General features: G+C 71.6%; 21 protein-coding genes and 2 pseudogenes. 13 read left to right on the top strand and 10 right to left on the bottom strand.

Going from position 1 to position 22,493, the window contains the following annotated elements:
* Window positions 1–64 precede the first annotated feature (64 nt).
* The 3 genes from ACIQ7Q_RS19820 to ACIQ7Q_RS19810 are packed head-to-tail and all read left to right on the top strand — an operon-like array spanning window position 65 to window position 4,106.
* Window positions 65–2,119, top strand: coding sequence for a putative cobaltochelatase (locus ACIQ7Q_RS19820; protein WP_403863333.1), 2,055 nt, complete (start codon window positions 65–67; stop codon window positions 2,117–2,119).
* The gene (cobO, locus tag ACIQ7Q_RS19815) at window positions 2,119–2,727 is read left to right on the top strand and encodes a cob(I)yrinic acid a,c-diamide adenosyltransferase (protein WP_403863605.1); all 609 of its coding nucleotides are present in this window, start codon (window positions 2,119–2,121) and stop codon (window positions 2,725–2,727) included. Before ACIQ7Q_RS19820 ends, cobO begins: the two co-directional genes overlap by 1 nt.
* Window positions 2,721–4,106, top strand: coding sequence for a cobyrinate a,c-diamide synthase (locus tag ACIQ7Q_RS19810; RefSeq protein WP_403863330.1), 1,386 nt, complete (start codon window positions 2,721–2,723; stop codon window positions 4,104–4,106). Before cobO ends, ACIQ7Q_RS19810 begins: the two co-directional genes overlap by 7 nt.
* Window positions 4,107–4,117: 11 nt before the next feature.
* Here the strand turns inward: ACIQ7Q_RS19810 and ACIQ7Q_RS19805 are convergent, their stop codons facing one another.
* Entirely contained in the window at window positions 4,118–4,837 is a 720-nt protein-coding gene (locus ACIQ7Q_RS19805) for a ZIP family metal transporter (RefSeq protein WP_403863327.1), read from the bottom strand.
* Between the two features lie 114 nt (window positions 4,838–4,951).
* Here ACIQ7Q_RS19805 and ACIQ7Q_RS19800 point away from each other — a divergent pair.
* Window positions 4,952–5,326, top strand: a pseudogene (locus tag ACIQ7Q_RS19800) (cobalamin biosynthesis protein); the annotation flags it as partial.
* Window positions 5,327–5,497: 171 nt separating this feature from the next.
* Window positions 5,498–6,580: an Rv2231c family pyridoxal phosphate-dependent protein CobC gene (gene cobC / locus ACIQ7Q_RS19795; protein ID WP_403863324.1), complete on the top strand. Its 1,083-nt coding sequence runs from the start codon at window positions 5,498–5,500 to the stop codon at window positions 6,578–6,580.
* A gap of 67 nt (window positions 6,581–6,647) precedes the next feature.
* Here the strand turns inward: cobC and ACIQ7Q_RS19790 are convergent, their stop codons facing one another.
* Together ACIQ7Q_RS19790 and ACIQ7Q_RS19785 are read right to left on the bottom strand one after the other, a co-directional pair.
* Window positions 6,648–7,601, bottom strand: a complete 954-nt coding sequence (locus ACIQ7Q_RS19790; protein ID WP_403863321.1) for an SCO1860 family LAETG-anchored protein — start codon at window positions 7,599–7,601, stop codon at window positions 6,648–6,650.
* 322 nt (window positions 7,602–7,923) lie between these two features.
* Entirely contained in the window at window positions 7,924–9,009 is a 1,086-nt protein-coding gene (locus tag ACIQ7Q_RS19785) for an amidohydrolase family protein (protein WP_403863318.1), read from the bottom strand.
* 82 nt (window positions 9,010–9,091) lie between these two features.
* On the opposite strand from ACIQ7Q_RS19785, the gene ACIQ7Q_RS19780 reads away from it, so the two are divergent.
* The 5 genes from ACIQ7Q_RS19780 (at window position 9,092) to thpD (ending at window position 13,815) form a co-directional block, all read left to right on the top strand.
* Window positions 9,092–10,189, top strand: coding sequence for a pyridoxal-phosphate-dependent aminotransferase family protein (locus ACIQ7Q_RS19780; RefSeq protein WP_403863315.1), 1,098 nt, complete (start codon window positions 9,092–9,094; stop codon window positions 10,187–10,189).
* A gap of 405 nt (window positions 10,190–10,594) precedes the next feature.
* On the top strand, window positions 10,595–11,122 hold the full coding sequence (gene ectA, locus ACIQ7Q_RS19775) for a diaminobutyrate acetyltransferase (protein ID WP_403863312.1): 528 nt from the start codon (window positions 10,595–10,597) through the stop codon (window positions 11,120–11,122).
* 94 nt (window positions 11,123–11,216) lie between these two features.
* The gene (gene ectB / locus ACIQ7Q_RS19770) at window positions 11,217–12,485 is read left to right on the top strand and encodes a diaminobutyrate--2-oxoglutarate transaminase (RefSeq protein WP_403863309.1); all 1,269 of its coding nucleotides are present in this window, start codon (window positions 11,217–11,219) and stop codon (window positions 12,483–12,485) included.
* Between the two features lie 31 nt (window positions 12,486–12,516).
* Window positions 12,517–12,915: an ectoine synthase gene (locus ACIQ7Q_RS19765; protein WP_403863306.1), complete on the top strand. Its 399-nt coding sequence runs from the start codon at window positions 12,517–12,519 to the stop codon at window positions 12,913–12,915.
* Between the two features lie 3 nt (window positions 12,916–12,918).
* Complete coding sequence (gene thpD / locus ACIQ7Q_RS19760; RefSeq protein ID WP_403863303.1) at window positions 12,919–13,815, top strand: ectoine hydroxylase; 897 nt, start codon at window positions 12,919–12,921, stop codon at window positions 13,813–13,815.
* A gap of 97 nt (window positions 13,816–13,912) precedes the next feature.
* Here the strand turns inward: thpD and ACIQ7Q_RS19755 are convergent, their stop codons facing one another.
* Window positions 13,913–14,986, bottom strand: coding sequence for an alkene reductase (locus ACIQ7Q_RS19755; RefSeq protein ID WP_403863300.1), 1,074 nt, complete (start codon window positions 14,984–14,986; stop codon window positions 13,913–13,915).
* A gap of 135 nt (window positions 14,987–15,121) precedes the next feature.
* On the opposite strand from ACIQ7Q_RS19755, the gene ACIQ7Q_RS19750 reads away from it, so the two are divergent.
* Window positions 15,122–15,631 carry a MarR family winged helix-turn-helix transcriptional regulator gene (locus ACIQ7Q_RS19750; protein WP_403863297.1) on the top strand — a complete coding sequence of 170 codons (510 nt, stop codon included), beginning with the start codon at window positions 15,122–15,124 and terminating at the stop codon, window positions 15,629–15,631.
* A 109-nt stretch (window positions 15,632–15,740) separates the two neighbouring features.
* On the opposite strand, the gene ACIQ7Q_RS19745 is transcribed toward ACIQ7Q_RS19750, so the two are convergent.
* From ACIQ7Q_RS19745 to ACIQ7Q_RS19720, 6 genes and pseudogenes are all read right to left on the bottom strand, one after another.
* Complete coding sequence (locus tag ACIQ7Q_RS19745) at window positions 15,741–16,802, bottom strand: aminotransferase class V-fold PLP-dependent enzyme (RefSeq protein ID WP_403863294.1); 1,062 nt, start codon at window positions 16,800–16,802, stop codon at window positions 15,741–15,743.
* Between the two features lie 76 nt (window positions 16,803–16,878).
* A complete protein-coding gene (locus ACIQ7Q_RS19740; RefSeq protein ID WP_403863291.1) occupies window positions 16,879–17,601 on the bottom strand; it encodes a DsbA family oxidoreductase in 723 nt (240 codons plus the stop codon).
* An 83-nt stretch (window positions 17,602–17,684) separates the two neighbouring features.
* Window positions 17,685–18,137 (bottom strand): annotated as a pseudogene (locus tag ACIQ7Q_RS19735) (TetR/AcrR family transcriptional regulator); the annotation flags it as partial.
* Window positions 18,138–18,282: 145 nt separating this feature from the next.
* Complete coding sequence (locus tag ACIQ7Q_RS19730) at window positions 18,283–18,771, bottom strand: GNAT family N-acetyltransferase (protein WP_403863288.1); 489 nt, start codon at window positions 18,769–18,771, stop codon at window positions 18,283–18,285.
* 166 nt (window positions 18,772–18,937) lie between these two features.
* Window positions 18,938–19,546, bottom strand: coding sequence for a DUF1349 domain-containing protein (locus tag ACIQ7Q_RS19725; RefSeq protein ID WP_403863285.1), 609 nt, complete (start codon window positions 19,544–19,546; stop codon window positions 18,938–18,940).
* Between the two features lie 5 nt (window positions 19,547–19,551).
* Window positions 19,552–21,081, bottom strand: coding sequence for an aldehyde dehydrogenase (NADP(+)) (locus ACIQ7Q_RS19720; protein ID WP_403863282.1), 1,530 nt, complete (start codon window positions 21,079–21,081; stop codon window positions 19,552–19,554).
* A 126-nt stretch (window positions 21,082–21,207) separates the two neighbouring features.
* Here ACIQ7Q_RS19720 and ACIQ7Q_RS19715 point away from each other — a divergent pair, with 126 nt between their 5' ends.
* The gene (locus tag ACIQ7Q_RS19715) at window positions 21,208–21,978 is read left to right on the top strand and encodes an IclR family transcriptional regulator (protein ID WP_403863279.1); all 771 of its coding nucleotides are present in this window, start codon (window positions 21,208–21,210) and stop codon (window positions 21,976–21,978) included.
* A gap of 2 nt (window positions 21,979–21,980) precedes the next feature.
* Entirely contained in the window at window positions 21,981–22,448 is a 468-nt protein-coding gene (locus ACIQ7Q_RS19710) for a GNAT family N-acetyltransferase (protein WP_403863276.1), read from the top strand.
* Window positions 22,449–22,493 lie beyond the last annotated feature (45 nt).

Here is a 22,493-nt window from a genome sequence, read left to right as displayed (position 1 = left end):
CCGAACATCATCATCTGCCGTGCACCGATGCGTCACAGCCGCCACGCGAAGGAGTGATCGCCACATGAGCACCCGATTTCCGTTCACCGCAGTCGTCGGAATGGACGACCTGCGGCTGGCCCTGCTGCTCAACGCGGTGAGCCCGGCTGTCGGCGGCGTGCTCGTGCGCGGCGAGAAGGGCACCGCGAAGAGCACCGCGGTACGTGCCCTCGCCGACCTGCTGCCCGACGTGCCCGTGGTCGCCGGGTGCCGTTTCTCCTGTGCGCCCGCCGCGCCGGACCCGTCGTGTCCGGACGGACCGCACGAGGGCGGGGCAGCCATGGAGGCGCGGGCGGCGCGCATGGTGGAGCTGCCCGTCGGGGCGTCCGAGGACCGGCTCGTCGGCGCGCTCGACATCGAGCGGGCGCTCTCGGAGGGTGTGAAGGCGTTCGAGCCCGGGCTCCTCGCCGACGCGCATCGCGGAATCCTGTACGTCGACGAGGTGAATCTTCTTCATGATCATCTTGTGGACCTTCTGCTCGACGCGGCCGCCATGGGCGCCTCCTATGTCGAGCGCGAAGGCGTCTCCGTACGGCATGCCTCCCGCTTCCTGCTGGTGGGAACCATGAACCCCGAAGAGGGCGAGCTGCGCCCCCAGTTGCTGGACCGGTTCGGGCTCACGGTGGAGGTCGTGGCCTCCCGCGACCCCGATCTGCGGGTCGAGGTCGTGCGGCGCAGGCTGGCGTACGACGACGATCCGACGGGTTTCGCGGCGCGCTGGGCGGGCGAGGAGGCGGAGCTGCGGGAGCGGATCGCGGCGGCGCGGAAACTGCTGCCTCACGTGACGCTGGGCGATGTGGCCCTGCGTCAGATCGCCGCCACCTGTGCGGCATTCGAGGTCGACGGTATGCGTGCCGACATCGTGATGGCCCGCACGGCGACCGCGCTGGCGGCATGGGCGGGCAGGGACGAGGTGGCGGAGGAGGACGTGCGGCAGGCCGCGCTGCTGGCGCTGCCGCACCGCAGGCGGCGGGCTCCGTTCGACGCTCCGGGCCTGGACGAGAGCAAGCTCGACGAGACGCTGGACGAGTTCGGCGGGGACGACGAGCCCGACCCGGATCCCGACCACGACCCCGATCCGGGACCGGAGGGCGGCCCCGGCGGCGGAGTGCCGCCGCAGGGCAGCGGCCCCGACGCGCCGGACGTCTCAAACGCGCCGGAAGGCACCGGTCCGGACTCGGAACCGGCTCCTTCCCAGGCTCCCGCCCCCGCCGCTACGAGCCGCGGCGAGCAGCAGCCCGTAGCGGCGGCGGAGCCGTTCCGTACGAAGGTGCTGAGCGTCCCCGGTCTCGGCGAGGGCGCGGCGGGGCGCAGGTCCCGGGCGCGTACCGAGCACGGCCGTACCACCGGCGCGCGACAGCCCCGGGGGGCGCTGACGAAGCTTCACCTGGCGGCCACCGTGCAGGCCGCCGCGCCGCATCAGCGCGCCCGTGGGCGCAGCGGGCCCGGTCTGGTGGTCCGCCGGGACGATCTGCGGCAGGCGACCCGCGAGGGACGCGAGGGCAATCTGGTGCTGTTCGTGGTGGACGCGTCGGGCTCGATGGCGGCCAGGAAGCGGATGGGCGCCGTCAAGGGCGCGGTGCTGTCGCTGCTGCTGGACGCCTACCAGCGGCGCGACAAGGTCGGGCTGATCACCTTCCGCGGCAAGGACGCGGACCTGGCGCTGCCGCCGACCTCGTCGGTGGACGCGGCGGCGGCCCGGCTGGAGTCGCTGCCGACGGGGGGCCGTACGCCCCTGGCGCAGGGCCTGCTCAAGGCTCACGAGGTGCTGCGTATCGAGCGGCTGCGCGACCCGTCGCGCCGCCCGCTGCTCGTGGTGGTGACCGACGGCCGGGCCACCGCGGCGGGAGCCGGTGACGCCTTCGCGCAGGGGCTGCGCGCCGCACGGCTGCACGCGGCGGAGGGCACCGCGGCCGTCGTCCTGGACTGTGAGGCCGGGCCCGTACGGCTCGGTCTGGCCGGCACGCTCGCCGGGGAGCTCGGCGGCAGCGCCGTCACCCTGGACGAGTTGCGGGCCGATGCGATCGCCGGGCTCATCAAGGACGTTCGGGACGTAACCGCTACCAGAAGGGCCGCATGATGCCACAGGGACAGCCGACCGTCGTACCGAACGACGGACTCACCACCCGCCAGCGCCGCAATCGTCCGTTGGTGTTCGTGCACACGGGCATCGGCAAGGGGAAGTCGACGGCCGCGTTCGGGCTCGCGCTGCGGGCCTGGAACCAGGGCTGGCCGGTCGGGGTCTTCCAGTTCGTCAAGTCGGCGAAGTGGAAGGTCGGCGAGGAGAACGCGCTCAAGGTGCTGGGCGCGAGCGGCGAGGGCGGCACGGTCGCCTGGCACAAGATGGGTGAGGGCTGGTCGTGGATCCAGCGCGAGCCCGCCGCGGGTGAGCAGTCCAACGAGGACAAGGCCCGTGAGGGCTGGGAGCAGGTCAAGCGCGATCTGGCCGCCGAGACGCACAGGCTGTACGTGCTCGACGAGTTCGCGTACCCGCTGCACTGGGGCTGGATCGACACGGACGAGGTGATCGAGGTGCTGCGCGAGCGGCCCGGCACCCAGCACGTGGTGATCACCGGCCGCAACGCGCCGCAGAAGCTGATCGACTTCGCCGACCTGGTCACCGACATGTCGAAGGTCAAGCACCCCATGGACGCGGGGCAGAAGGGCCAGCGGGGCATCGAGTGGTAGCACGTCTCGTCATCGCCGCGCCGGCCTCCGGCGCGGGCAAGACCACGGTCGCCACGGGCCTGATGGCGGCGTTCGCGGCGACCGGTCTCGCCGTGTCCCCGCACAAGGTCGGCCCGGACTACATCGATCCGGGCTACCACGCACTGGCCACCGGCCGGCCGGGCCGCAACCTCGACGCGTACATGTGCGGCACGGAGCTGGTCGCGCCGCTCTTCGCGCACGGCTCCCGCGGCTGTGAACTCGCCGTCGTCGAGGGCGTGATGGGGCTGTACGACGGTGCCGCCGACCAGGGCGAGCTGGCGTCGACCGCCCAGGTGTCGAAGCTCCTGCGCGCGCCGGTGGTGCTGGTGGTGGACGCTTCGTCGCAGTCCCGGTCGGTGGCGGCGCTGGTGCACGGCTTCGCGTCGTGGGACCCGGAGGTGCGGATCGGCGGGGTGATCCTCAACAAGGTCGCCACGGACCGGCACGAGCATCTGTTGCGGGAGGCGTTGGGCGAGTCGGGCGTACCGGTGATGGGTGTGCTGCGGCGGGCGGCGGACGTCGCGACGCCGTCGCGACACCTGGGGCTGGTGCCGGTCGCCGAGCGGCAGGCCGAGGCGGTCGACGCGGTGGCGTCGATGGCCGAGCAGGTACGGGCCGGGTGCGACCTGGAGGCGTTGCTGGCTCTGGCGCGCAGCGCGCCAGAGCTGACGCACGCTCCGTGGGAGCCCGGGGCCGTGATGGAGCAGCGGGACGGCCTCCCCGGCCACTCCGCCTGCGACATGCCACAGGCCGGCCCGCAACCGGTGATCGCGGTGGCTGGCGGAGCGGCTTTCACGTTCTCGTACGCGGAGCACGTGGAGTTGCTGCGGGCCGCCGGGGCTCAGGTGGTGACGTTCGACCCGTTGCGGGACGAGGCGCTCCCGGAGGGAACCCGCGGCATCGTCATCGGTGGGGGGTTCCCCGAGGTGTACGCGCCCGAGTTGTCCGCGAACGAGTCGTTGCGCAAGGCGGTTGCCGAACTGGCCCGCTCCGGCGCACCTGTCGCGGCCGAATGCGCCGGGCTGCTGTACCTGGCCCGCTCCCTCGACGGGAGGCCCATGTGCGGCGTCCTGGAGGCCGACGCGCGTATGTCGGGCCGGCTGACGCTGGGGTACCGGGAGGCCGTCGCGGTCGTCGACAGCCCCCTCGCCGCCGCCGGAACACGGCTGCGCGGGCACGAGTTCCACCGCACGGTGCTCGCGCCGGGCGCGGGTCCCGCCCCGGCCTGGGGCATGGTGCGGCCGGAGCGCCGGGTCGAGGGGTTCGTGCAGCAGGGCGTCCACGCCAGCTATCTGCACACGCACTGGGCGTCGCGGCCGGAGGTGGCGGCCCGGTTCGTGGCGGCGTGCCGCGGATGACAGGACACGGTTCACTCGGCGACACCGACGACCAGCCAGATGAAGCCCACTCCCCCGGCGGTGCACAACAGGGTGGACCGGGCGGGGTGTTCGTGGTGGGCCTCGGGCAGGATCTCGGCGGCGGCGAGGTACAGCAGCGCACCGCCGAAGAAGCCGAGGTAGCTGCCGAGAAGTTCCTCAGGAAGAGTGAACAGCACAGTGGACGCCGCACCGACGACGGGGGCCAGGGCGTCGGCCACGAGCATCAGGTTGGCCCTGCGGCGGGTGTTCCCGTACAGGCTGGTGATCGTGTACGTGTTGAACCCGTCGGCGAAGTCGTGGGTGATGACGGCGAGCGCCACGGCGGCGCCCATGCCGCCGCCGATCTGGAACGCGGCACCGAGCGCGACACCGTCCATCAGACTGTGGGTGACCATGGCCGCGGCCGCTGTCAGACCCACCTGCGGCACCCGGTGGTCCACGCCGTGCGCGGCCTGCCGTACGGCCAGCAGCCGTTCCACCATGTGCGCCGTGAGGAAGCCGCCCACGAACAGCAGCAGCGCCTGCGGTACGCCGAGCACCGGCCCGCCCGCGGCCTCCAGCGCCTCCGGCAGCAGCTCCAGGCCGACGACGCCGAGCATCAGTCCGCCGGCCAGGCCCAGCACGAGGTGGCGGCGGTCGGTGACCCGGCCCGCCGTCCAGCCTCCGAAGAGCGTCATCAGGAACGCGCCGAGCGCGACGATCACCGCCATGCGCCCTTGCTAGCCGATCCCGCGGCCTCGGCGCACATCCCGCCGTCCCGGATTCACCCGGTTGACCAGTTGTCCACCGCACCCTGAGGAGCGCACCCCATGAGCGACTCCAGAAGTCTGGTCGTCGGCATCGGCGCGTCGCGCGGCGTGCCGGCCGACGAGGTGCACGGGCTCGTCCTGCGGACGTTGCACGAGGCGGGGCTGTCCGCGGCCGACGTGGTCGCGGTGGCGACCGTCGACGCCAAGGCGTCGGAGCCCGGCGTCGTGGCCGCCGCCGGGCGGCTGGGCGTTCCGCTCCTCACGTACGGGGCGGAGCGTTTGGCGCAGGTGCCCGTGGAGAACCCGTCAGGGGCGGCGCTGCGCGCGGTCGGGACGCCTTCGGTGGCGGAGGCGGCGGCGCTGGCCGAGGGAGGCGAACTGCTCGTGCCCAAGCGGCGATCGGAACCGGTGGGGAGGCCGGCCGGTGTGACATGCGCCATCGTCCGCAGGATGTCGCATACGTCTCCGACCACTGCCGGTATGCGCCGGCAGAGGACATGATGACCGTCGTACGTTTGTTCACCGCCTTTGTTCGATCCCCACTGTGTTCGAACCGCACCGTTCGCCCCCACATCGAGGAGATGTCCGTGACCAGCTCTCCCCCACCACGGCACGGCAGCCATGTACGCGCACGCTGAGCAGCCGGAGCAGCGCTTCGGCGGGCACGATCTGCGGCACCACGGCGACGCGGAGGTGCGGGACGGGGCGGCGGGCCTGGTCGACCTCGCCGTCAACGTCCGCGCGGGTACGCCCCCGAGCTGGCTGAACGAGTGCATAACGGGTTCCCTGGCCTCACTCGCCGCCTATCCGGACGGGCGGGCGGCGCGGGCCGCGGTCGCCCGCAGGCACGGGCTGCCCGAGGAGCGGGTGCTGCTGACGGCGGGCGCCGCGGAGGCGTTCGTCCTGCTGGCGCGCGCCCTCCCGGTACGGCGGCCCTTGGTGGTGCATCCGCAGTTCACCGAACCGGAGGCGGCACTGCGGGACGCGGGCCACGACGTCGAGCGGCTGGTGCTGCGGCAGCGGGACGGCTTCCGGCTCGACCCGAAGGCGGTGCCGGACGAGGCGGACATGGTCGTGGTCGGCAACCCGACCAATCCGACGTCGGTGCTGCACGCGGCGGAGGACCTTGCCCTGCTGGCCCGCCCGGGGCGGCTGTTGGTGGTGGACGAGGCGTTCATGGACGCGGTGCCGGGCGAGAGCGAGGCACTGGCGGGGCGTACGGACGTGCCCGGACTGGTGGTGCTGCGCAGCCTCACCAAGACGTGGGGCCTCGCGGGCCTGCGCATCGGTTACGTGCTCGCCGAGCCGGAGACGATCACGGCCCTGGAGCGGGCGCAGCCGCTCTGGCCGGTGTCCACGCCCGCGCTGGCGGCGGCGGAGGCGTGCATGGGACGTGCCGCACGGGCGGAGGCGGAGGCGGCGGCGTGCCGGATCGCTGCGGACCGGGCGCATCTGCTGGCGGGACTGGCCGAGTTCGAAGAGGTGCAGGCCGTTGAGTCGGCGGCGGGGCCGTTCGTCCTGGTGCGGGTGCGGCGCGGGGCGCAGGTGCGGGACCGTCTGCGGGTTCTCGGCTTCGCGGCGCGGCGCGGTGACACGTTCCCGGGGCTCGACGACGACTGGCTGCGGCTCGCCGTACGGGACCGGGCGACGACCAACCGGTTCCTGCAGGCCCTCGACCAGGCGCTGTCGGTGGTCGGACACTAGGGCGTGTCGCGAGGCGCGGAGGCGCGACGACCGGGCCCCTCCCCCTCCGAGGGGCCCGGCTGCCGGTTCAGCCCTTCGAGCGGCGGCGGGCGGCCATCGTCGCCGCGGCTCCCACCGCGAGCAGGACGGCCGCGCCGCCCGCGAGGTACGGCGTCGTGGAACTGCCGCCGGTCGCCGCGAGGTTCTCCTGCGCGGGCTCCTCACCGGACTGGGCTGAGATGCCGTCGGCGGGCTTCTCCCCCGCCGGCTTGTCCTGCGGCTCTTCCTGCGCGGGAGGCGCGGGCTTCTCGGGCGCCTTCGGCGCGTCCGGCGTCTCGCAGGTCGCCTCCACCAGGGTGACCTCGCCGTCGACCTCGGCCACGTTCAGCTTCAGCGGGTTCACGGCCACCTTGAGCTGCAGAGCGGTGGCCGCTGCGGTACGGGACGTGGTGTGCGTCTTCGACAACTCGAGGCTCACGTCGCCGACGCCCGGCACCTCGACGCGCGTCGGTCCGCCGGCGCTGAGGGTGACCTTCTTGCCCAGGACCGTGACCTTGCCCAGGACATTCGATTCGGCCACCGGCTGCTCGCCCGCCTCGCAGACGGCCTTGGACGTGACCTGCTCCACCTCGATCAGCGACAGCAGAGGCAGACCCGGCACATGCACCTTGGCGTTGACCAGATTGCTGCGGGCCTCCGCCGTGCCGTCCTCGACCGTGGCCTTCGAGGTCGCCGCGTCGGCGCGCAGCACTTGGAAGGGCCTGCCCTTGTCGACCCCCTCCAACTCGACGCTCAGCGCGGTCTCCTCAGCACTCGCGGGGGCTTTGACCTCGTTGAGGGAGGTCTTGAGCGGCACATGGGCGGTCTTGTTGAGCAGGGAGACGTCGAGGCCGGTGCGGAGCACGACCGCGGTGGCCCGTCCTTCGCCGCCCCCGGTGGCGTGGGCCGGAGCGGCGAGCGCCATGGGTGCGGCGAGCAGCGCGGTGGCGGCCGTCGCGGCGGCGGCCTTGCGTACGGGCATGCGGAAGGTGTTGCTGTTCACGGTGGTGGAACCCCCACAGAGACATGAGGTCGACCGCCTCCCACGGGGACACGCGGGGGCGGCGACCGAGACACCGGAATCTTTACGCACGGAGAGTGAACTGACAGGCACGCGAGGCGAGTTCACCCTAAAGTGGGGTTTCCGTGTTTGTTTTCGATTCTTGAGGCACGCACGTTCCCCTGAGTCCCGCCTGTCGCGACTTCCGGGTGGTGCGCCGGTCCACCGGGCGGGGCGCACGTGAAGTGTTCCAACGACGGGCGGGGCCGCAGGGTCACGCTCGGTCAACCGGTGACCCGGCCCGGCGGCGTGGGCCCGGCACGGCTCAGTCGATGACGCGCCCGTTGAGGATCACCCGTCGCGGAGCCGCGAGCACGCGCACGTCGGCCCGGGGGTCCTCGTCGTACACGACCAGATCGGCGGGAGCGCCTTCCTCGAGCGCCGGGCGGCCGAGCCAGCGCCTCGCCTCCCACGCGGTCGCCGAAAGGGCCTGGAGCGGCGGGATGCCGGCCTTCACCAGTTCCGCGACCTCCGCGGCCACCAAACCGTGCGCCAGGGAGCCTCCGGCGTCCGTGCCGACGAAAACGGGGATGCCGGCGTCGTAGGCCGCGCGCACGGTGTCGTAGCGCTGCTCGTACAGCCGCCGCATATGGGCCGACCACTGGGGGAACCTGGACTCCCCGCCGGCCGCGAGACCGGGGAAGGTCGCGATGTTGACGAGGGTCGGCACGATGGCGACGCCGCGCTCGGCGAAGAGCGGGATCGTGTCCTCGGTGAGCCCGGTCGCGTGCTCGATGCAGTCGATGCCCGCCTCCACGAGGTCGCGCAGCGAGTCCTCCGCGAAGCAGTGGGCCGTCACCCGGGCACCGAGGCGGTGCGCCTCGGCGATCGCGGCCTCCACCGCGCCGCGCGGCCAGCACGCGGTCAGGTCGCCCGCCTCGCGGTCGATCCAGTCGCCGACCAGCTTGACCCAGCCGTCACCACGGCGGGCCTCCCGCGCCACGTACGCCACCAGGTCTTCGGGCTCGATCTCGTGGGCGTAGTTGCGGATGTAGCGGCGGGTGCGGGCGATGTGCCGGCCCGCGCGGATGATCTTCGGGAGGTCGTCGCGGTCGTCGATCCAGCGGGTGTCCGAGGGAGATCCGGCGTCGCGGATGAGCAGCGTGCCGGCCTCACGGTCGGTGAGGGCCTGCTTCTCACTGGTCGCGGCGTCGACCGGGCCGTGGTGGTCGAGGCCGACATGGCAGTGGGCGTCGACGAGTCCGGGCAGCGCCCAGCCGTGCACGGTGACCGCCTCGGCGCGGGGGCGCTCGAAGGTGATCCGGCCGTCCACCGCCCACAGTTCGTCCCGCACCTCCTCGGGCCCGACGAGCACCCGCCCCTTCACATGCAGCACCGTGTGATCGCTCATGTCAGGAACTGTACGAGGCGATCGATACTCTCGACCGAGAGCCCGAACAGTGCCCGAACATCCGAGAGAACAGAGCACCGCCGTGACACACCCGCTGCTGGACCTGGCCCCGCTGACCGCCGCGCACTTCGCCTCCATCGAGCGCCGCGTCGCCGCTCTGCTCGGCACCGAGCAGGACGTGGTTGTCATGCAGGGAGAGGCGCTGCTGCCCCTGGAGGGCTGCATCCGCGGCGGCGCCCGTCCCGGCTCCACGGCGCTGAACGTGGTCACCGGCCCCTACGGCCAGACCTTCGGCAACTGGCTGCGCGACTGCGGGGCGAACGTCGTCGATCTCGAGGTCCCCTTCCACACGGCGGTGAGCGCGGACCAGGTCGCACAGGCGCTGGCCGACCACCCGGCGATCGACTTCGTCTCGCTGGTGCACGCGGAGGCGGCGACCGGCAACACCAACCCGGTCGCCGAGATCGGCGAGGCCGTAAGGGCGCACGGCGCGCTGTTCATGGTGGACGCGGTGGCCTCCGTGGCCGCGGAGCCGCTGCTGGTGGACGCCTGGGGTGTGGACCTGTGCGTGATCGGCGCGCAGAAGGCGATGGGCGGGCCGGCGGGCGTCTCCGCGGTGTCGGTCAGCGAGCGGGCCTGGGAGCGTATCGCCGCCAACCCGGCCGCACCCCGCAGTTCGTACCTGTCGCTGCTCGACTGGAAGCTCCGCTGGATCGACGGCGGCCGCAAGACGCTGCTGCACGCCCCGGCCCAGTTGGAGATGCTGGCGCTCGAGGCGTGCGTCGAGCGCATCGAGACGGAGGGCGCGGACGCGGTGATGGCCCGGCACGCATCGGCCGCCGCGGCCACGCGGGCGGGTGCGCTCGCGCTCGGCGGCGGCCTCGCGCCGTATGTGCACGAAGCGCGGGACGCGGCGCCGGTGGCGACGACGCTGCGCGCCCCGGCCGGGGTGGACGCCCGCGAACTGGTGGCGGCCGCGCTTGCCGCGGACCCCTCGCTGCCGCTGATCGCCGGTGGTGGCGCGCTGGCGAAGGAGATGCTCCGGGTCAACCACTACGGCGTGGACGCGACGCGTGGGGTGGTGCAGTCCTCCCTCGCGGCGCTGGGCGCCGCGCTGGCCGAGCACGGCGGGACGGTGGACCTGGAGGGGGCCCGCAGGGCGGCCGACGAGAGCTGGTAACCGCTCCATCCGGCGAGAGCCGACAGGTGCGGCTCCGCCGACACGCGCCATGACTCGGCCGTATTGGCCGAGCCGTTTTCGAAAACCGAATTCACAGCACCGTCCATAATTACGGGGAGCAAATTCCGGTAAACAGCTCCCCGCGTTCTCCTGCCCCCGATCCGAGCCCCTAAACGCAGGGATTCATATCGGTTCCGGAAGCACTTCCGGCATGTGTCAACGGGGTTTCGCGCATGTGACTGACGACACAGCAGAGTCGGTTCGCCCGGAAATATCCGTGCAATCATGGGCGACACGCGGGTGGCCCCTGACCAGCCTCGCGCCCGCGCGATAACACAACGCCTCCCGCCACCCAACCCCTCAGCCCGATGCAATCTTCGAATTTGCTCGGTAAATTGAATCGACATGACCGCCGCACAAGAAGACCTTGTACGAGCCCACGACGAATTCCTGCAGATCGACACCCCACGAGTGGAGGACGGAGCCGCGATCTGGCGCATTGCCCGCGACTCCGAGGTACTCGACCTCAACTCCTCGTACAGCTATCTGCTGTGGTGTCGCGACTTCGCCGCCACCTCCGTCGTGGCGCGCGGCCGTGACGGGGAGCCGATCGCCTTCGTCACCGGGTACGTACGCCCCGACCGCCCCGAGGTGCTCGTCGTCTGGCAGGTGGCCGTCGACCGGTCGCACCGCGGCCGGGGACTGGCCGGCGTCCTGCTGGACGCGCTGACCGCCAAGGTCACCGGCGGACGCGGGGTCCGCGAGATCGAGACCACCATCACCCCGGACAACACCGCCTCCGACGCTCTGTTCACCTCATTCGCACAGCGCCATGGAGCATCCCTGAGCCGCGAAGTCCTCTTCGACGGCGGGCTGTTCCCCGAGGAGACGCACCAGCCGGAAGTGCTGTACCGCATCGGCCCCGTCGCCTGACCTGTGCGCCGCACGACCTGTGCGCACAGCGCGTGAAGCGCAACGCGCGATGCCAGACCTTCTCTCGCCCCTCCCCCACCCCATGGAGTTTGCTGTGACCATCACCCCGCCCGCCCTGAGCGTCTTCGAGACCCTCGAGTCCGAGGTGCGCAGCTACTGCCGCGGCTGGCCCGCCGTGTTCGACCGCGCGCAGGGCAGCTACCTCCACGACGAGGACGGCCACACCTACCTCGACTTCTTCGCCGGTGCCGGGTCGCTCAACTACGGGCACAACAACCCGGTCCTCAAACGCGCCCTGATCGACTACATCGAGCGCGACGGCATCACCCACGGCCTGGACATGGCCACCACCGCCAAGCGCGCGTTCCTGGAGTCGTTCCAGAATGTCGTGCTGCGGCCGCGCGACCTGCCGTACAAGGTGATGTTCCCCGGCCCGACGGGTACCAACGCCGTCGAGGCCGCGCTCAAGCTGGCCCGCAAGGTGAAGGGCCGCGAGGCGATCGTCTCGTTCACCAACGCCTTCCACGGGATGTCGCTCGGCTCGCTCGCCGTCACCGGCAACGCCTTCAAGCGGGCCGGCGCCGGCATCCCGCTGGTGCACGGCACACCGATGCCGTTCGACAACTACTTCGACGGCCAGATCCCGGACTTCCTGTGGTTCGAGCGGCTGCTCGAGGACCAGGGCTCCGGCCTCAACAAGCCGGCCGCCGTGATCGTCGAGACGATCCAGGGCGAGGGCGGCATCAACGTCGCCCGCGCCGAATGGCTGCGCGCGCTGCAGGATCTGTGCCACCGCCAGGACATGCTGCTGATCGTCGACGACATCCAGATGGGCTGCGGCCGTACCGGCGGCTTCTTCTCCTTCGAGGAGGCCGGCATCGTCCCGGACATCGTCACCGTCTCGAAGTCCATCAGCGGCTACGGGCTGCCCCTGGCCCTGACCCTGTTCAAGCCGGAGCTGGACATCTGGGAGCCCGGCGAGCACAACGGCACGTTCCGCGGCAACAACCCGGCGTTCGTGACGGCCGCCGCCGCGCTCAACACCTACTGGTCCGACGGCCAGATGGAGAAGCAGACCATCGCCCGCGGTGAGCAGGTCGAGCGGGCGCTGCTGTCGATCGTCGACGAGTTGGGCGGCGAAGGCGTCAGCTTCCGCGGCCGGGGTCTGGTCTGGGGCATGGAGTTCGAGGACAAGTCCCGCGCCTCCGCGGTCTGCGCCCGCGCCTTCGAACTCGGGCTGCTGCTCGAGACGTCCGGGCCGGAGAGCGAGGTCGTGAAGCTGCTGCCGCCGCTGACGATCTCCCCGGACGAGCTGGACGAGGGCCTGCGCATTTTGGCGCGCTCCGTCCGCGAGACCGCCTGACCAACCCTACGACGAGAGGTACCGAACCACAGTGATCGTCCGATCCTTCAAGGACATCGAGAACACCGACCGCCATGTGAAGTCCGCTTCCGGCACCTGGGAGAGCAAGCGCATCGTGCTCGCCAAGGAGAGGGTCGGCTTCTCGCTCCACGAGACCGTGCTCTACGCGGGTACGGAGACGTCGATGTGGTACGCGAACCACATCGAGGCCGTGCTCTGCGTGGAGGGCGAGGCCGAGCTCACCAACGACGAGACCGGCGAGACCCACTGGATCGAGCCCGGCACGATGTACCTGCTGGACGGGCACGAGAAGCACACCATGCGCCCCAAGACCGACTTCCGTTGTGTCTGCGTCTTCAATCCCCCCGTCACCGGACGGGAGGACCACGACGAGAACGGCGTCTACCCGCTGCTGACCGAGGAGGCCTGAGCGATGACCACCGCACCCGCACGAACCGACCTGTACCCGACCCGTGGCGCCACCGAGGTGATGACTCCTCGCAAGGACCCGGTCGTCTGGTCGGCCCCTGGCACGCCGGGGCCGATCGCCACGGCCGACCTCATGGGCTTCGAGCGGGACGGCTTCCTCACGGTCGATCAGCTGATCGACGAGGACGAGGTCACGCTGTACCGCTCGGAGCTCGACCGGCTGATCGCCGACCCGGCGGTACGGGCCGACGAGCGCTCGATCATCGAGCCGAAGTCGCAGGACGTGCGGTCGGTCTTCGAGGTCCACAAGCTCAGTGAGGTCTTCGCCGCGCTGGTGCGCGACGAGCGAGTGGTGGGCAGAGCCCGGCAGATCCTCGGCTCCGACGTGTACGTCCACCAGTCCCGTATCAACGTGAAGCCGGGCTTCGGTGCCTCGGGCTTCTACTGGCACTCGGACTTCGAGACGTGGCACGCGGAGGACGGGCTGCCGAACATGCGCACCGTCTCCGTCTCGATCGCGCTGACCGAGAACTTCGACACCAACGGCGGTCTGATGATCATGCCCGGGTCGCACAAGACGTTCCTGGGCTGCGCGGGCGAGACGCCGAAGGACAACTACAAGCAGTCGCTGCAGATGCAGGACGCCGGCACCCCGTCCGACGAGGCACTGACCCGCTACGCCGACGACCACGGCATCCGGCTGTTCACCGGCAAGGCCGGGTCGGCGACCTGGTTCGACTGCAACTGCATGCACGGCTCCGGGGACAACATCACCCCGTACCCGCGCAGCAATGTCTTCATCGTCTTCAACAGCGTGGAGAACACGGCGGTCCAGCCGTTCGCGGCGCCGGTGCCGCGGCCCGACTTCATCGGGGCGCGGGACTTCACACCGGTGCGCTGACACGGCCGTGAGCGGCGGCGCGCCCGCCGCATACCGATGGGCCGGCCCCTTTCCGGGGGCCGGCCCATCCGTGTGTCCGCAACTCGAGGCGGGGGTGTCAGCCCGTGAGCGCCGGGTAGTCGACGAAGCCCTTGTCGTCGCCGCCGAAGAACGACGCCGGGTCCGGGGCGTTGAACGGGCCGCCTGCCGCGAGGCGCGCCGGAAGGTCCGGGTTGGCGAGGAACAGCGCACCGTAGGAGATCACGTCGGCGACGCCGTCCTCGATCAGCGTCAGCGCCTCGGGGCCGGTCGGTCCGTCGGTGGCCGCGTTGAGCACGATGGTCCCGGAGAACTGCTTGCGGAGCGTCTCGGTGAGCTCCCGCAGCTCGGGGCTCCCCTCGAGGATGTGCAGGTAGCCGAGTCCGAGCGGCTCGAGCCGCTGGACCAGAGCCGTGTAGGCCTCCTCCGGCTCCGGCTCCTCGATGTCGTTGTACGGGTTGGAGGGCGAGATCCGCAGGGCGGTGCGCTCGGCGCCGATCGCGGCGGCGACGGCCTCGGTCACCTCGACGGCGAAACGGACGCGGTTCTCGACGGAGCCGCCCCACTCGTCGGTGCGCCGGTTGCTGTTGGGTGCGAGGAACTGGTGGATGAGGTAGCCGTTGGCGCCGTGCAGCTCGACGCCGTCGAAGCCCGCCGCCACGGCGTTGCGGGCGGCGGCCACGAAGTCGGCGATGGTCGCCCGGATGTCGTCGGCGGTCAGTTCCCTGGGCGCGACGAAGTCCTTGGGGCCCTCGTGCGTGAACACCTGCCCCTGGGCGGCGACGGCGGACACACCGACCGGTACGAGACCGTCGGGCAGCAGCACGGGGTGGCCGATCCGGCCGGCGTGCATGAGCTGCGCGAAGATCGTGCCGCCCTCCGCGTGCACGGCGTCGGTGACCTTGCGCCAGGCGGCGACCTGCTCGTCGCTGTGCAGCCCGGGGGTGTCCGGGTAGCCCTGGCCGACCACGGAGGGCTGGACGCCCTCGGTGATGATCAGACCGGCCGAGGCGCGCTGCCGGTAGTACTCCACGACGGACGGCGTCGGCGTCAGACCCGGCCCGTAGGCGCGGCTGCGGGTCATCGGCGCCATGGCGATGCGGTTGGCCAGGTGCTTGCCGGCGAGCTGGATCGGGTCGAATGCGGTGGTCATGGGAGGCTCCCGAGAAAATATGTGGTCGACCAATATGTGGTCGACCAAGTAATCGGCTCGACGCCACTGTAACTCATTCATTGGCCGACCAAGGTAATATCCTGGAAGCAGTCGAAACTCGGCCGAGGAGAGCAGATGTCCGCCGCACCGGAGGCGCAGGGCGACCCCGCCTGTACCGAACTGCTGCCGCACGCCGCGAGCAGCGGCCCCGTCAGCCACGCCGTGTCCCGGGTGGCGCGGCTCCACCGCATCGCCGCGGGCAAACTGCTCAAGAAGCTGGGCCTCTACCCCGGCCAGGAGTTCGTGATGATGCGGCTGTGGGACGCCGGTCCGGTGCGCCAGTCGGAGCTGATCAAGGCCGTCGACCTCGATCCCTCGACCGTGACCAAGATGCTGCAGCGCCTCGAGCAGTCCGGCCACGTACGCCGCTGCCCCGATCCGGCCGACCGTCGGGCCGTCCTCGTCGAGGCGACGGAACGAAGCTGCGCGCTGCTGTCGGACGTGTCGGCGGCCTGGGGCGAGCTGGAGGAGCACACCCTGGCCGGCCTGAACGACGAGGAGCGCCAGGAGCTCACGCGGTTGCTGGCGAAGGTCGAGGCGAACCTGTGCACGGAGACGTGGGACTGCCCGGAGCGGCGCGCCTGACGCACGACCCCGGGCAGCGATGCGGCGGTCCGGCGCCCCGGGTTCGGGCGCCCCGGACCGCCGGCGCCGCGGTCCGGCAGGCCGGGCCGCCGCGCCGGCGAAGGCGGTTCTAGCCGGCGAGGCACTCCATCACACGGTCCACGTCCGCGGCCGTGTTGTAGAGATGGAAGGTGACGCGCAGATTGCCCGCACGCCCCGAGACGAGGACGCCCGCGTCGGCCAGCTCGGCGGCCCGGTCGCCGAGGCCGGGCACGGCCACGATCGCCGAGTCGCCGGCCAGCGGCTCCATGCCGCGCTCCCTGAGCGCGTTCCTGAACTGCCGGGCCAGCCCCGTGGCGTGAGCGTGAACGGTCTCGACGCCGATCTCCTCCAGCAGCGCCAGTGACTGCTCCGCCGCGTGGTACGACAAATAGGCCGGTGACTCGTCGTACCTGCGGGCGGAATGGGCGAGTTCGGTGATCGGTCCGTACAACGTGTGCGTCTGCCAGAGATGTTCGGCGGCGAACGTTCCCGCGTGCGCGGGCAGCAGCACGTCCTGGGCATCCTCGGTCACGGTGAGGAAGGAGACGCCGCGCGGGCCGAGGAGGAACTTGTACCCGGCGGTGACGGTGTAGTCCCACTCCCCCGCGGCCAGTGGCAGCCACCCGGCCGACTGGCTGGAGTCGAGGAGCGTACGGGCCCCGTGTGCCGCCGCTGCGGCCCGTACCGCGGCCAAGTCGGCGACCCGCCCGTCGGAGGACTGCACGGCGGAGAAGGCGACGAGCGCCGTGCCCGGACGGACGGCCTCCGCGAGCTCGTCGAGCGGGGCGTAGCGCAGCTTGAGGTCCCCGCGGACCGAGAAGGGCGTGATCACGGAGGCGTACTCGCCCTCGGGGAAGAGCACCTCAGCTCCGGGCGCGAGCGAAGCCGCGATCAGCTCCACGTGCACGGAGACCGAACCGCCGACGGCCACCCGCTCTTCGTCGATCCCCGTCAGGCGGGCGAAGGACCGGCGGGCGGCGTTCACTGCCTGCCAGTCACCGGAGCCGCCGGGGCGTCCTTCGGCGAGTTCTTCGGCGAGTGCGGCGACGGCACGGACGGACCGGCGTGGCAGGAGTCCGTTGGTGGCGGTGTTGAGGTAGGTCGCGCGGGGTGTGAACTCCGCGCCGATCAGCGTCTGCGAGATCTCCATGGATCAACCCTGCGGTCGGGCGGCCGCGGGGTCAATCACACCTTGCTGCCCAGAACCGTTGGGCGCTGCCTGCGAATCAGCCTTCGGCGGCGGCCGCCGGCACCTCGCAGGCGCCGTCGGCGTCGCAGGCGTCGGCGGTCTGCGCGCCGACGGCCGTGACCTTTCGGCCCTGCCACGCCTGATCCAGCGCCTGGGTGAACAGTTCGGCGGGCTGCCCGCCGGAGACGCCGTACGTCCGGTCGAACACGAAGAACGGCACGCCTGTCGCGCCCAGTTCGGCTGCCTCGCGCTCGTCCGCGCGTACGTCGGCGGCGTAGGCCGTCCCGTCCTCGAGGACACGGCGCACCTCCGGCTCGTCGAGCCCGGCCTCGACGGCCAGCGAGACCAGCACCTCCGGGGCGAAGACGGAGCGCTCCTCGGCGAAGTTTGCGCGGTAGGCGAGGGTGAGCAGCCCGTCCTGCCGGCCGCGGGCCTTGGCCAGGTGCAGAAGCCGGTGGATGTCGAAGGTGTTGCCGTGGTCCCGTCCCTCGGTGCGGTACTCGAGTCCCTCGGAGCGCGCGTTGGAGGCGACATGCTCCTCCATGGCCTGCGCCTCTTCGCGGGTGCGGCCGTACTTCTTGGCGAGCATCTCGACGACCGGAGCGGTGTCGTGCTGGGCGCGGGCCGGGTCCAGCTCGAAGGACCGGTGCACGACCTCGACGTCGTCCCGGTGCGCGAAGGCGGCGAGCCCCTTCTCGAAGCGGGCCTTGCCGATGTAGCACCAGGGGCAGGCGATGTCGCTCCAGATCTCGACGCGCATGTTCTTCTTCTCTCCAGGCTCGTGCGGGCGTGCGGCGTTGCGGAGGTGGCCTCCGCAGGGGCTCAACGAAGAACGGGCCCGGCTCATTCCGAGGCGGGCCCCTCCTGCCCGTCCGCGTTCGACACCCGGTCCAGCCATTCGCCCAGCAGGGCACCCTCCGCCGCGGTGAGCGCGGGGCTGGGCGACGCGAGCAGCAGGGTGCTCAGGCGCGTCGCCGCGGCCGGGACGTCCACGGGGCCGGCCCCGGTCGCGTGGCCGTCGCCGGTCCCGGGGGCGGACACATCGGGGGTGAGGATCGCGGCGTACACGGCGTCCCGCACCCGGCGCGACACGGCCCGGTCCGTGAACGTCGCCGGGCGGGCGACGAGCATCAGCGCCACGCCGACGTTGGCCGACATCACCATCTGGGCGGCCACTTCGGGGGCGACGCGCAGCTTTCCCTGCGCCGCGGCGCGCTGCAGGTCGCGGGTGAGGATCGCGTGCGCCTCGAGCGCGGCGGCGGGCGGCCTGCGCATCGCGGGCGAGTGCATCAGCCGGTCCTGCGTTAGCGACGCTACTCACACCGTATTAGCGTCGCTACGCAGCCGCTCGTCGAGCCGGGTGCCCCCAGGCTCTCTCGTTTGGATCTTGCCGGGCTCGCGTGCCCTGGTGCCTGATCCGGCCTGATCCAGACGAAGGCCCCTACTCGGCGCCGGCGCACCCGGCGGTCGGCACCGTGAGGCAGAAGTGCAGGTGGTTGCCGACGAGCGGCTCGTCCGGGTCCGGGTACCAGCCGTGATGGGCGTAGAAGGACTGGGCCCGCTGGTTCTCCTCGAAGACCTCGAGGCGCGCGGTCGTCACGCCCTGGCGCTGCCACTCCTCGACGCAGGCGGCGTGGAGCTCGGTGCCGATGCCGACGCGCCAGCGCTCGGGGGCGACATGGAGCTGGGTGAGGGTCATGACGCCGTTCACCTCGCGGAAGGCGGCCATGCCGGCGATGACACCGTCCCGCTCCGCGCACAGCACGCCGCCCCGCCCGATCGCTCCCTCCCAGCCGGCCCGGGTGCGGGCCCTCTCGGCCGGGCCGTCGAAGGCCTCGTCGGGGATGTGGCCCCGGTAGTAGGTGGCGCGGGCTTCCGCGTGGAGGGCGGCGATGGCGTCGAGATCCGCAGGGACGGCGATTCTGATCATGGGGCAGAAGACGCGACGCAGGGCGGGCTCGGTTGCACGGCGAACGCCCGGAGGCGCGGCAGGCGCTCGGCATCAAACCCGTGCGCGACCGACCCTGGGGGCAGCGTCGCGGCGGGTCCGGCAGGCCTGTGGCCTCGAACGCGCCGACGTGCGCGAGCGGGCGTACTCAGGACCCGTCGCGCAGCCCTTCCGGCCAGCTGTCGCGGTACTCGATGCGGTCGAAGGAGACCACACAGCCTTCACCCACCGGTGACTGGGCCATGAAGCCGACCAGCGCAGCGCCCGCGCGGTCCTCGTCGCCGAGGGTGAAGATACGGACGAAGGTCCACTGCTCGCCGTCCGTGGAAGCGTGAAAGGCGAATGCCTTGCCCGTGCGGCTGATCCGCAGCCAGACGCTGTCGCCGTCCACCACGAAGGAGTTGGCGTCGTCGGAGTGGCCGCGCGTGACGACCGTGCAGACCGTCGGCTTGTCCGGCGAGAGCTCCAGGCAGAGCTTGGCCCACTCCTGCTCGGTGACGTGCAGATAGAGCACGCCGGCGTCGAAGGCCGCGGCGAAGCCGATTTTGACGCGGGCGATCAGCTGGAAGTCGCCCTCCGGCGCGCCGAGCAGGCGGGGCGCGTCGGAGGCCGGTTCGACGGCGTGGCCCGTCGGGGGGACAAAACGGTCCTGGCGGGGGCCGGCCCAGGCGGTCAGCACGCCGTCTTCGTATGACCAGTCGGCCTCGGGCCCGTATGCCCGCAGGGGGAAGGGGAGATCGGGCAGCTTCAGTTCCATGCGGATCAGTGTTGCAGGCGGCCGTCCACCAGCCGTGGAAGACCGAGCGGGTTGTCGTCGCGCAGCTCCGGGGGGAGCAGTGCTTCGGGGGTGGTCTGGTAGGTGACCGGGCGCAGCCAGCGCTCGATGGCGGTGGCGCCGACTGAGGTGGACGTCGAGGTGGTGGCCGGGTAGGGGCCGCCGTGGTGCTGGGCCGGTGCGACGGCGACGCCGGTGGGCCAGCCGTTGACGAGGACGCGGCCGGCGAGAGGGGTCAGCTCGGCGAGGATCCGCGTACCGTTGCCGTTCCCTTCGCTCTCGTCGGTGGACAGATGGACGGTCGCGGTCAGGTTGCCCGGCAGGCGGGACAGGACGGCGGTGACCTCGTCGTGGCTGTCGTAGCGGGCGACGACGGTGACCGGCCCGAAGCACTCCTCCAGCAGGAGGTCGTGCGCCCCTTCCTCGGCGAGGCGGGCGGCGGGCACGGTCAGGAAGCCGGGACTGACGGTGTGCTCGGAGGCGGCGCCGGGGGTGACGGGGGCCTCGACGCCCGGCAGGGCGGCGCGTTCGGTGACGCCGGCGACGAAGTTGTCGCGCATGCGGGCGTCGAGCAGGACGCCCGCGGCGGTGTCGCTCACGGAGTCGGTCAGCGCCTTGAGGAGCTGGTCGCCTGCGTCACCGGCGGGCGCCAGCACGAGGCCGGGCTTGACGCAGAACTGGCCCGCGCCGAGCGTCATCGAGCCCGCGAGCCCGGTGCCGATCTGCTCGGCGCGTTCCGCAGCGGCCGCCTCCGTGATCACGACAGGGTTGAGGGAGCCCAGTTCGCCATGGAACGGGATGGGCACGGGGCGGGCGGCCGCGGCGTCGAACAGCGCCCGTCCGCCGCGTACGGAACCGGTGAATCCGGCGGCCGTGATCAGCGGGTGCCGCACCAGGTGAATGCCCGCGTCGAAGCCGTGGACGAGGCCGATCGCCGTTCCGGGGATGCCGTGTTCGGCTGCGGCCCGGCGCAGCACGGACGCGACCAGCTCGGAGGTGGCCGGGTGGTCCGGGTGGGCCTTGACCACGACGGGGCAGCCGGCGGCCAGCGCGCTGGCGGTGTCGCCGCCCGGGACGGAGAACGCGAACGGGAAGTTCGAGGCCGCGTAGACCGCCACGACGCCGAGCGGCACCTTGTAGCGGCGCAGGTCCGGAACGGGCGGGGTCGCGGTCTCGTCCGGATGGTCGATGATCACGCCGAGGAAGGCGCCCTCGTCGACGACATCCGCGAAGGCGCGCAACTGGTAGCAGGTGCGGGTCAGTTCGCCGGTCAGCCGGACCGGGCCCAGGGCCGTCTCCGCGTCGGCGGCCTCGACGAGATGTTCCTTCGCGTCCTCGAGGCGCTGAGCGGCGATGCGCAGGAACGCGGCGCGGACGGCCCGGTCGGCGAGCGAGGCGCGGGCGTCGTGTGCGGCCCGTACGGCGGCGTCGACCTCCGCGACTGTGGCTTCCACCGCAACCTGCTCGCGCTGCTTCCCCGTTCGGGGGTCGACACTCCAGACTGGTGCTGCTGCCACCGCGGCTTCCTTCCGGTCTCTGCCACCCACCGGGGTTGTTCGGTATTCTGAACACAGTTCCTGGTGGTGAATATGCTGGGACTCTATTTCCGGGCGTTCCGCGCGGTCAAGAAGGGGCGTAGAGCAATGTCAGCTGCCGATTCCGGTGGGGCACAGGTCAAGTCCGCAGTACGGACGGTCGAGTTGCTCGAATACTTCGCCGGCCGCCCGGGCATGCACTCGCTCGCCGCCGTCCAGGAGGCCGTCGGCTACCCCAAGTCCAGTCTCTACATGCTGCTGCGCACCCTCGTCGAGCTCGGCTGGGTGGAAACGGACGCGACCGGGACGCGATACGGCATCGGGGTCCGCGCCCTGCTCGTCGGCACGTCGTACATCGACGGCGACGAGGTCGTGGCGGCCGCCCGGCCCACCCTGGACCGGCTCTCCGACGACACCACGGAGACCATTCACCTCGCGCGTCTCGACGGCACGAACATTGTGTACCTGGCGACGCGGCAGTCACAGCACTATCTGCGCCCCTTCACCCGGGTGGGGCGGCGGCTGCCCGCGCACTCCACCTCGCTCGGCAAGGCGCTGCTCGCCACCCACAGCGACGAGCAGGTGCGCAAGATGCTGCCCGAGACGCTCGCGCCGCTCACCGAACACACCATCACCGACCGCGAGAAGCTCATCGAGGAGCTGCACGTCATCCGCGAGCAGGGCTACGCCGTGGACCGCGAGGAGAACACCCTGGGGCTGCGTTGCTTCGGCATCGCCATCCCCTACCGCACCCCGGCTCGCGACGCGATCAGCTGCTCGGTACCGGTGGCCCGGCTCACGCCCGCGCACGAACAGATGATCAAGGACGCGCTGTTCGACGCACGCGACCGGCTGACACTCGCGACCCGGAGGCTCTGACCGTGGACATCGTGCTGCGCGAGGTGGAGGACGCCGATCTGCCCGTCTTCTTCAGGCACATGAGCGACCCCGAGTCCAGCCGGATGGCGGCCTTCACCAGCAAGGATCCGACGGACCGCGCCGCGTTCGACGCCCACTGGGCGCGCATCCGCGTGTCGGACGCGGTGATACGCACAGTGCTCGCCGACAAAGTGGTCGCCGGCCACACGGCGGTGTACGGGCCGCCGCACGAGCGGGAGGTCACGTACTTCATCGACCGCGCCCACTGGGGCCGTGGCATCGCCACGCTCGCTCTGCGCGCGATGCTGGACCTGGTTCCGACGCGTCCGCTGCACGCCCGTGCGGCCGCGGACAACGCGGGGTCGATCAGGGTGCTGGAGAAATGCGGGTTCGTGGTGACGGGGCGGGACCGGGGCTTCGCGAATGCGCGGGGCAAGGAGACGGACGAGGTGGTGCTCGAGCTGCGATGACGCTCCCCGCCCCGGGGCGCGCCCACAGGCCCTTGAGGTGCGGCG

This window comes from Streptomyces sp. NPDC096176 (assembly GCF_044763255.1).
Taxonomy (GTDB): Bacteria; Actinomycetota; Actinomycetes; order Streptomycetales; family Streptomycetaceae; genus Streptomyces.
Note: the sequence above shows the minus strand (reverse complement) of the source record. Positions and strands in the feature narration are given on the sequence as shown.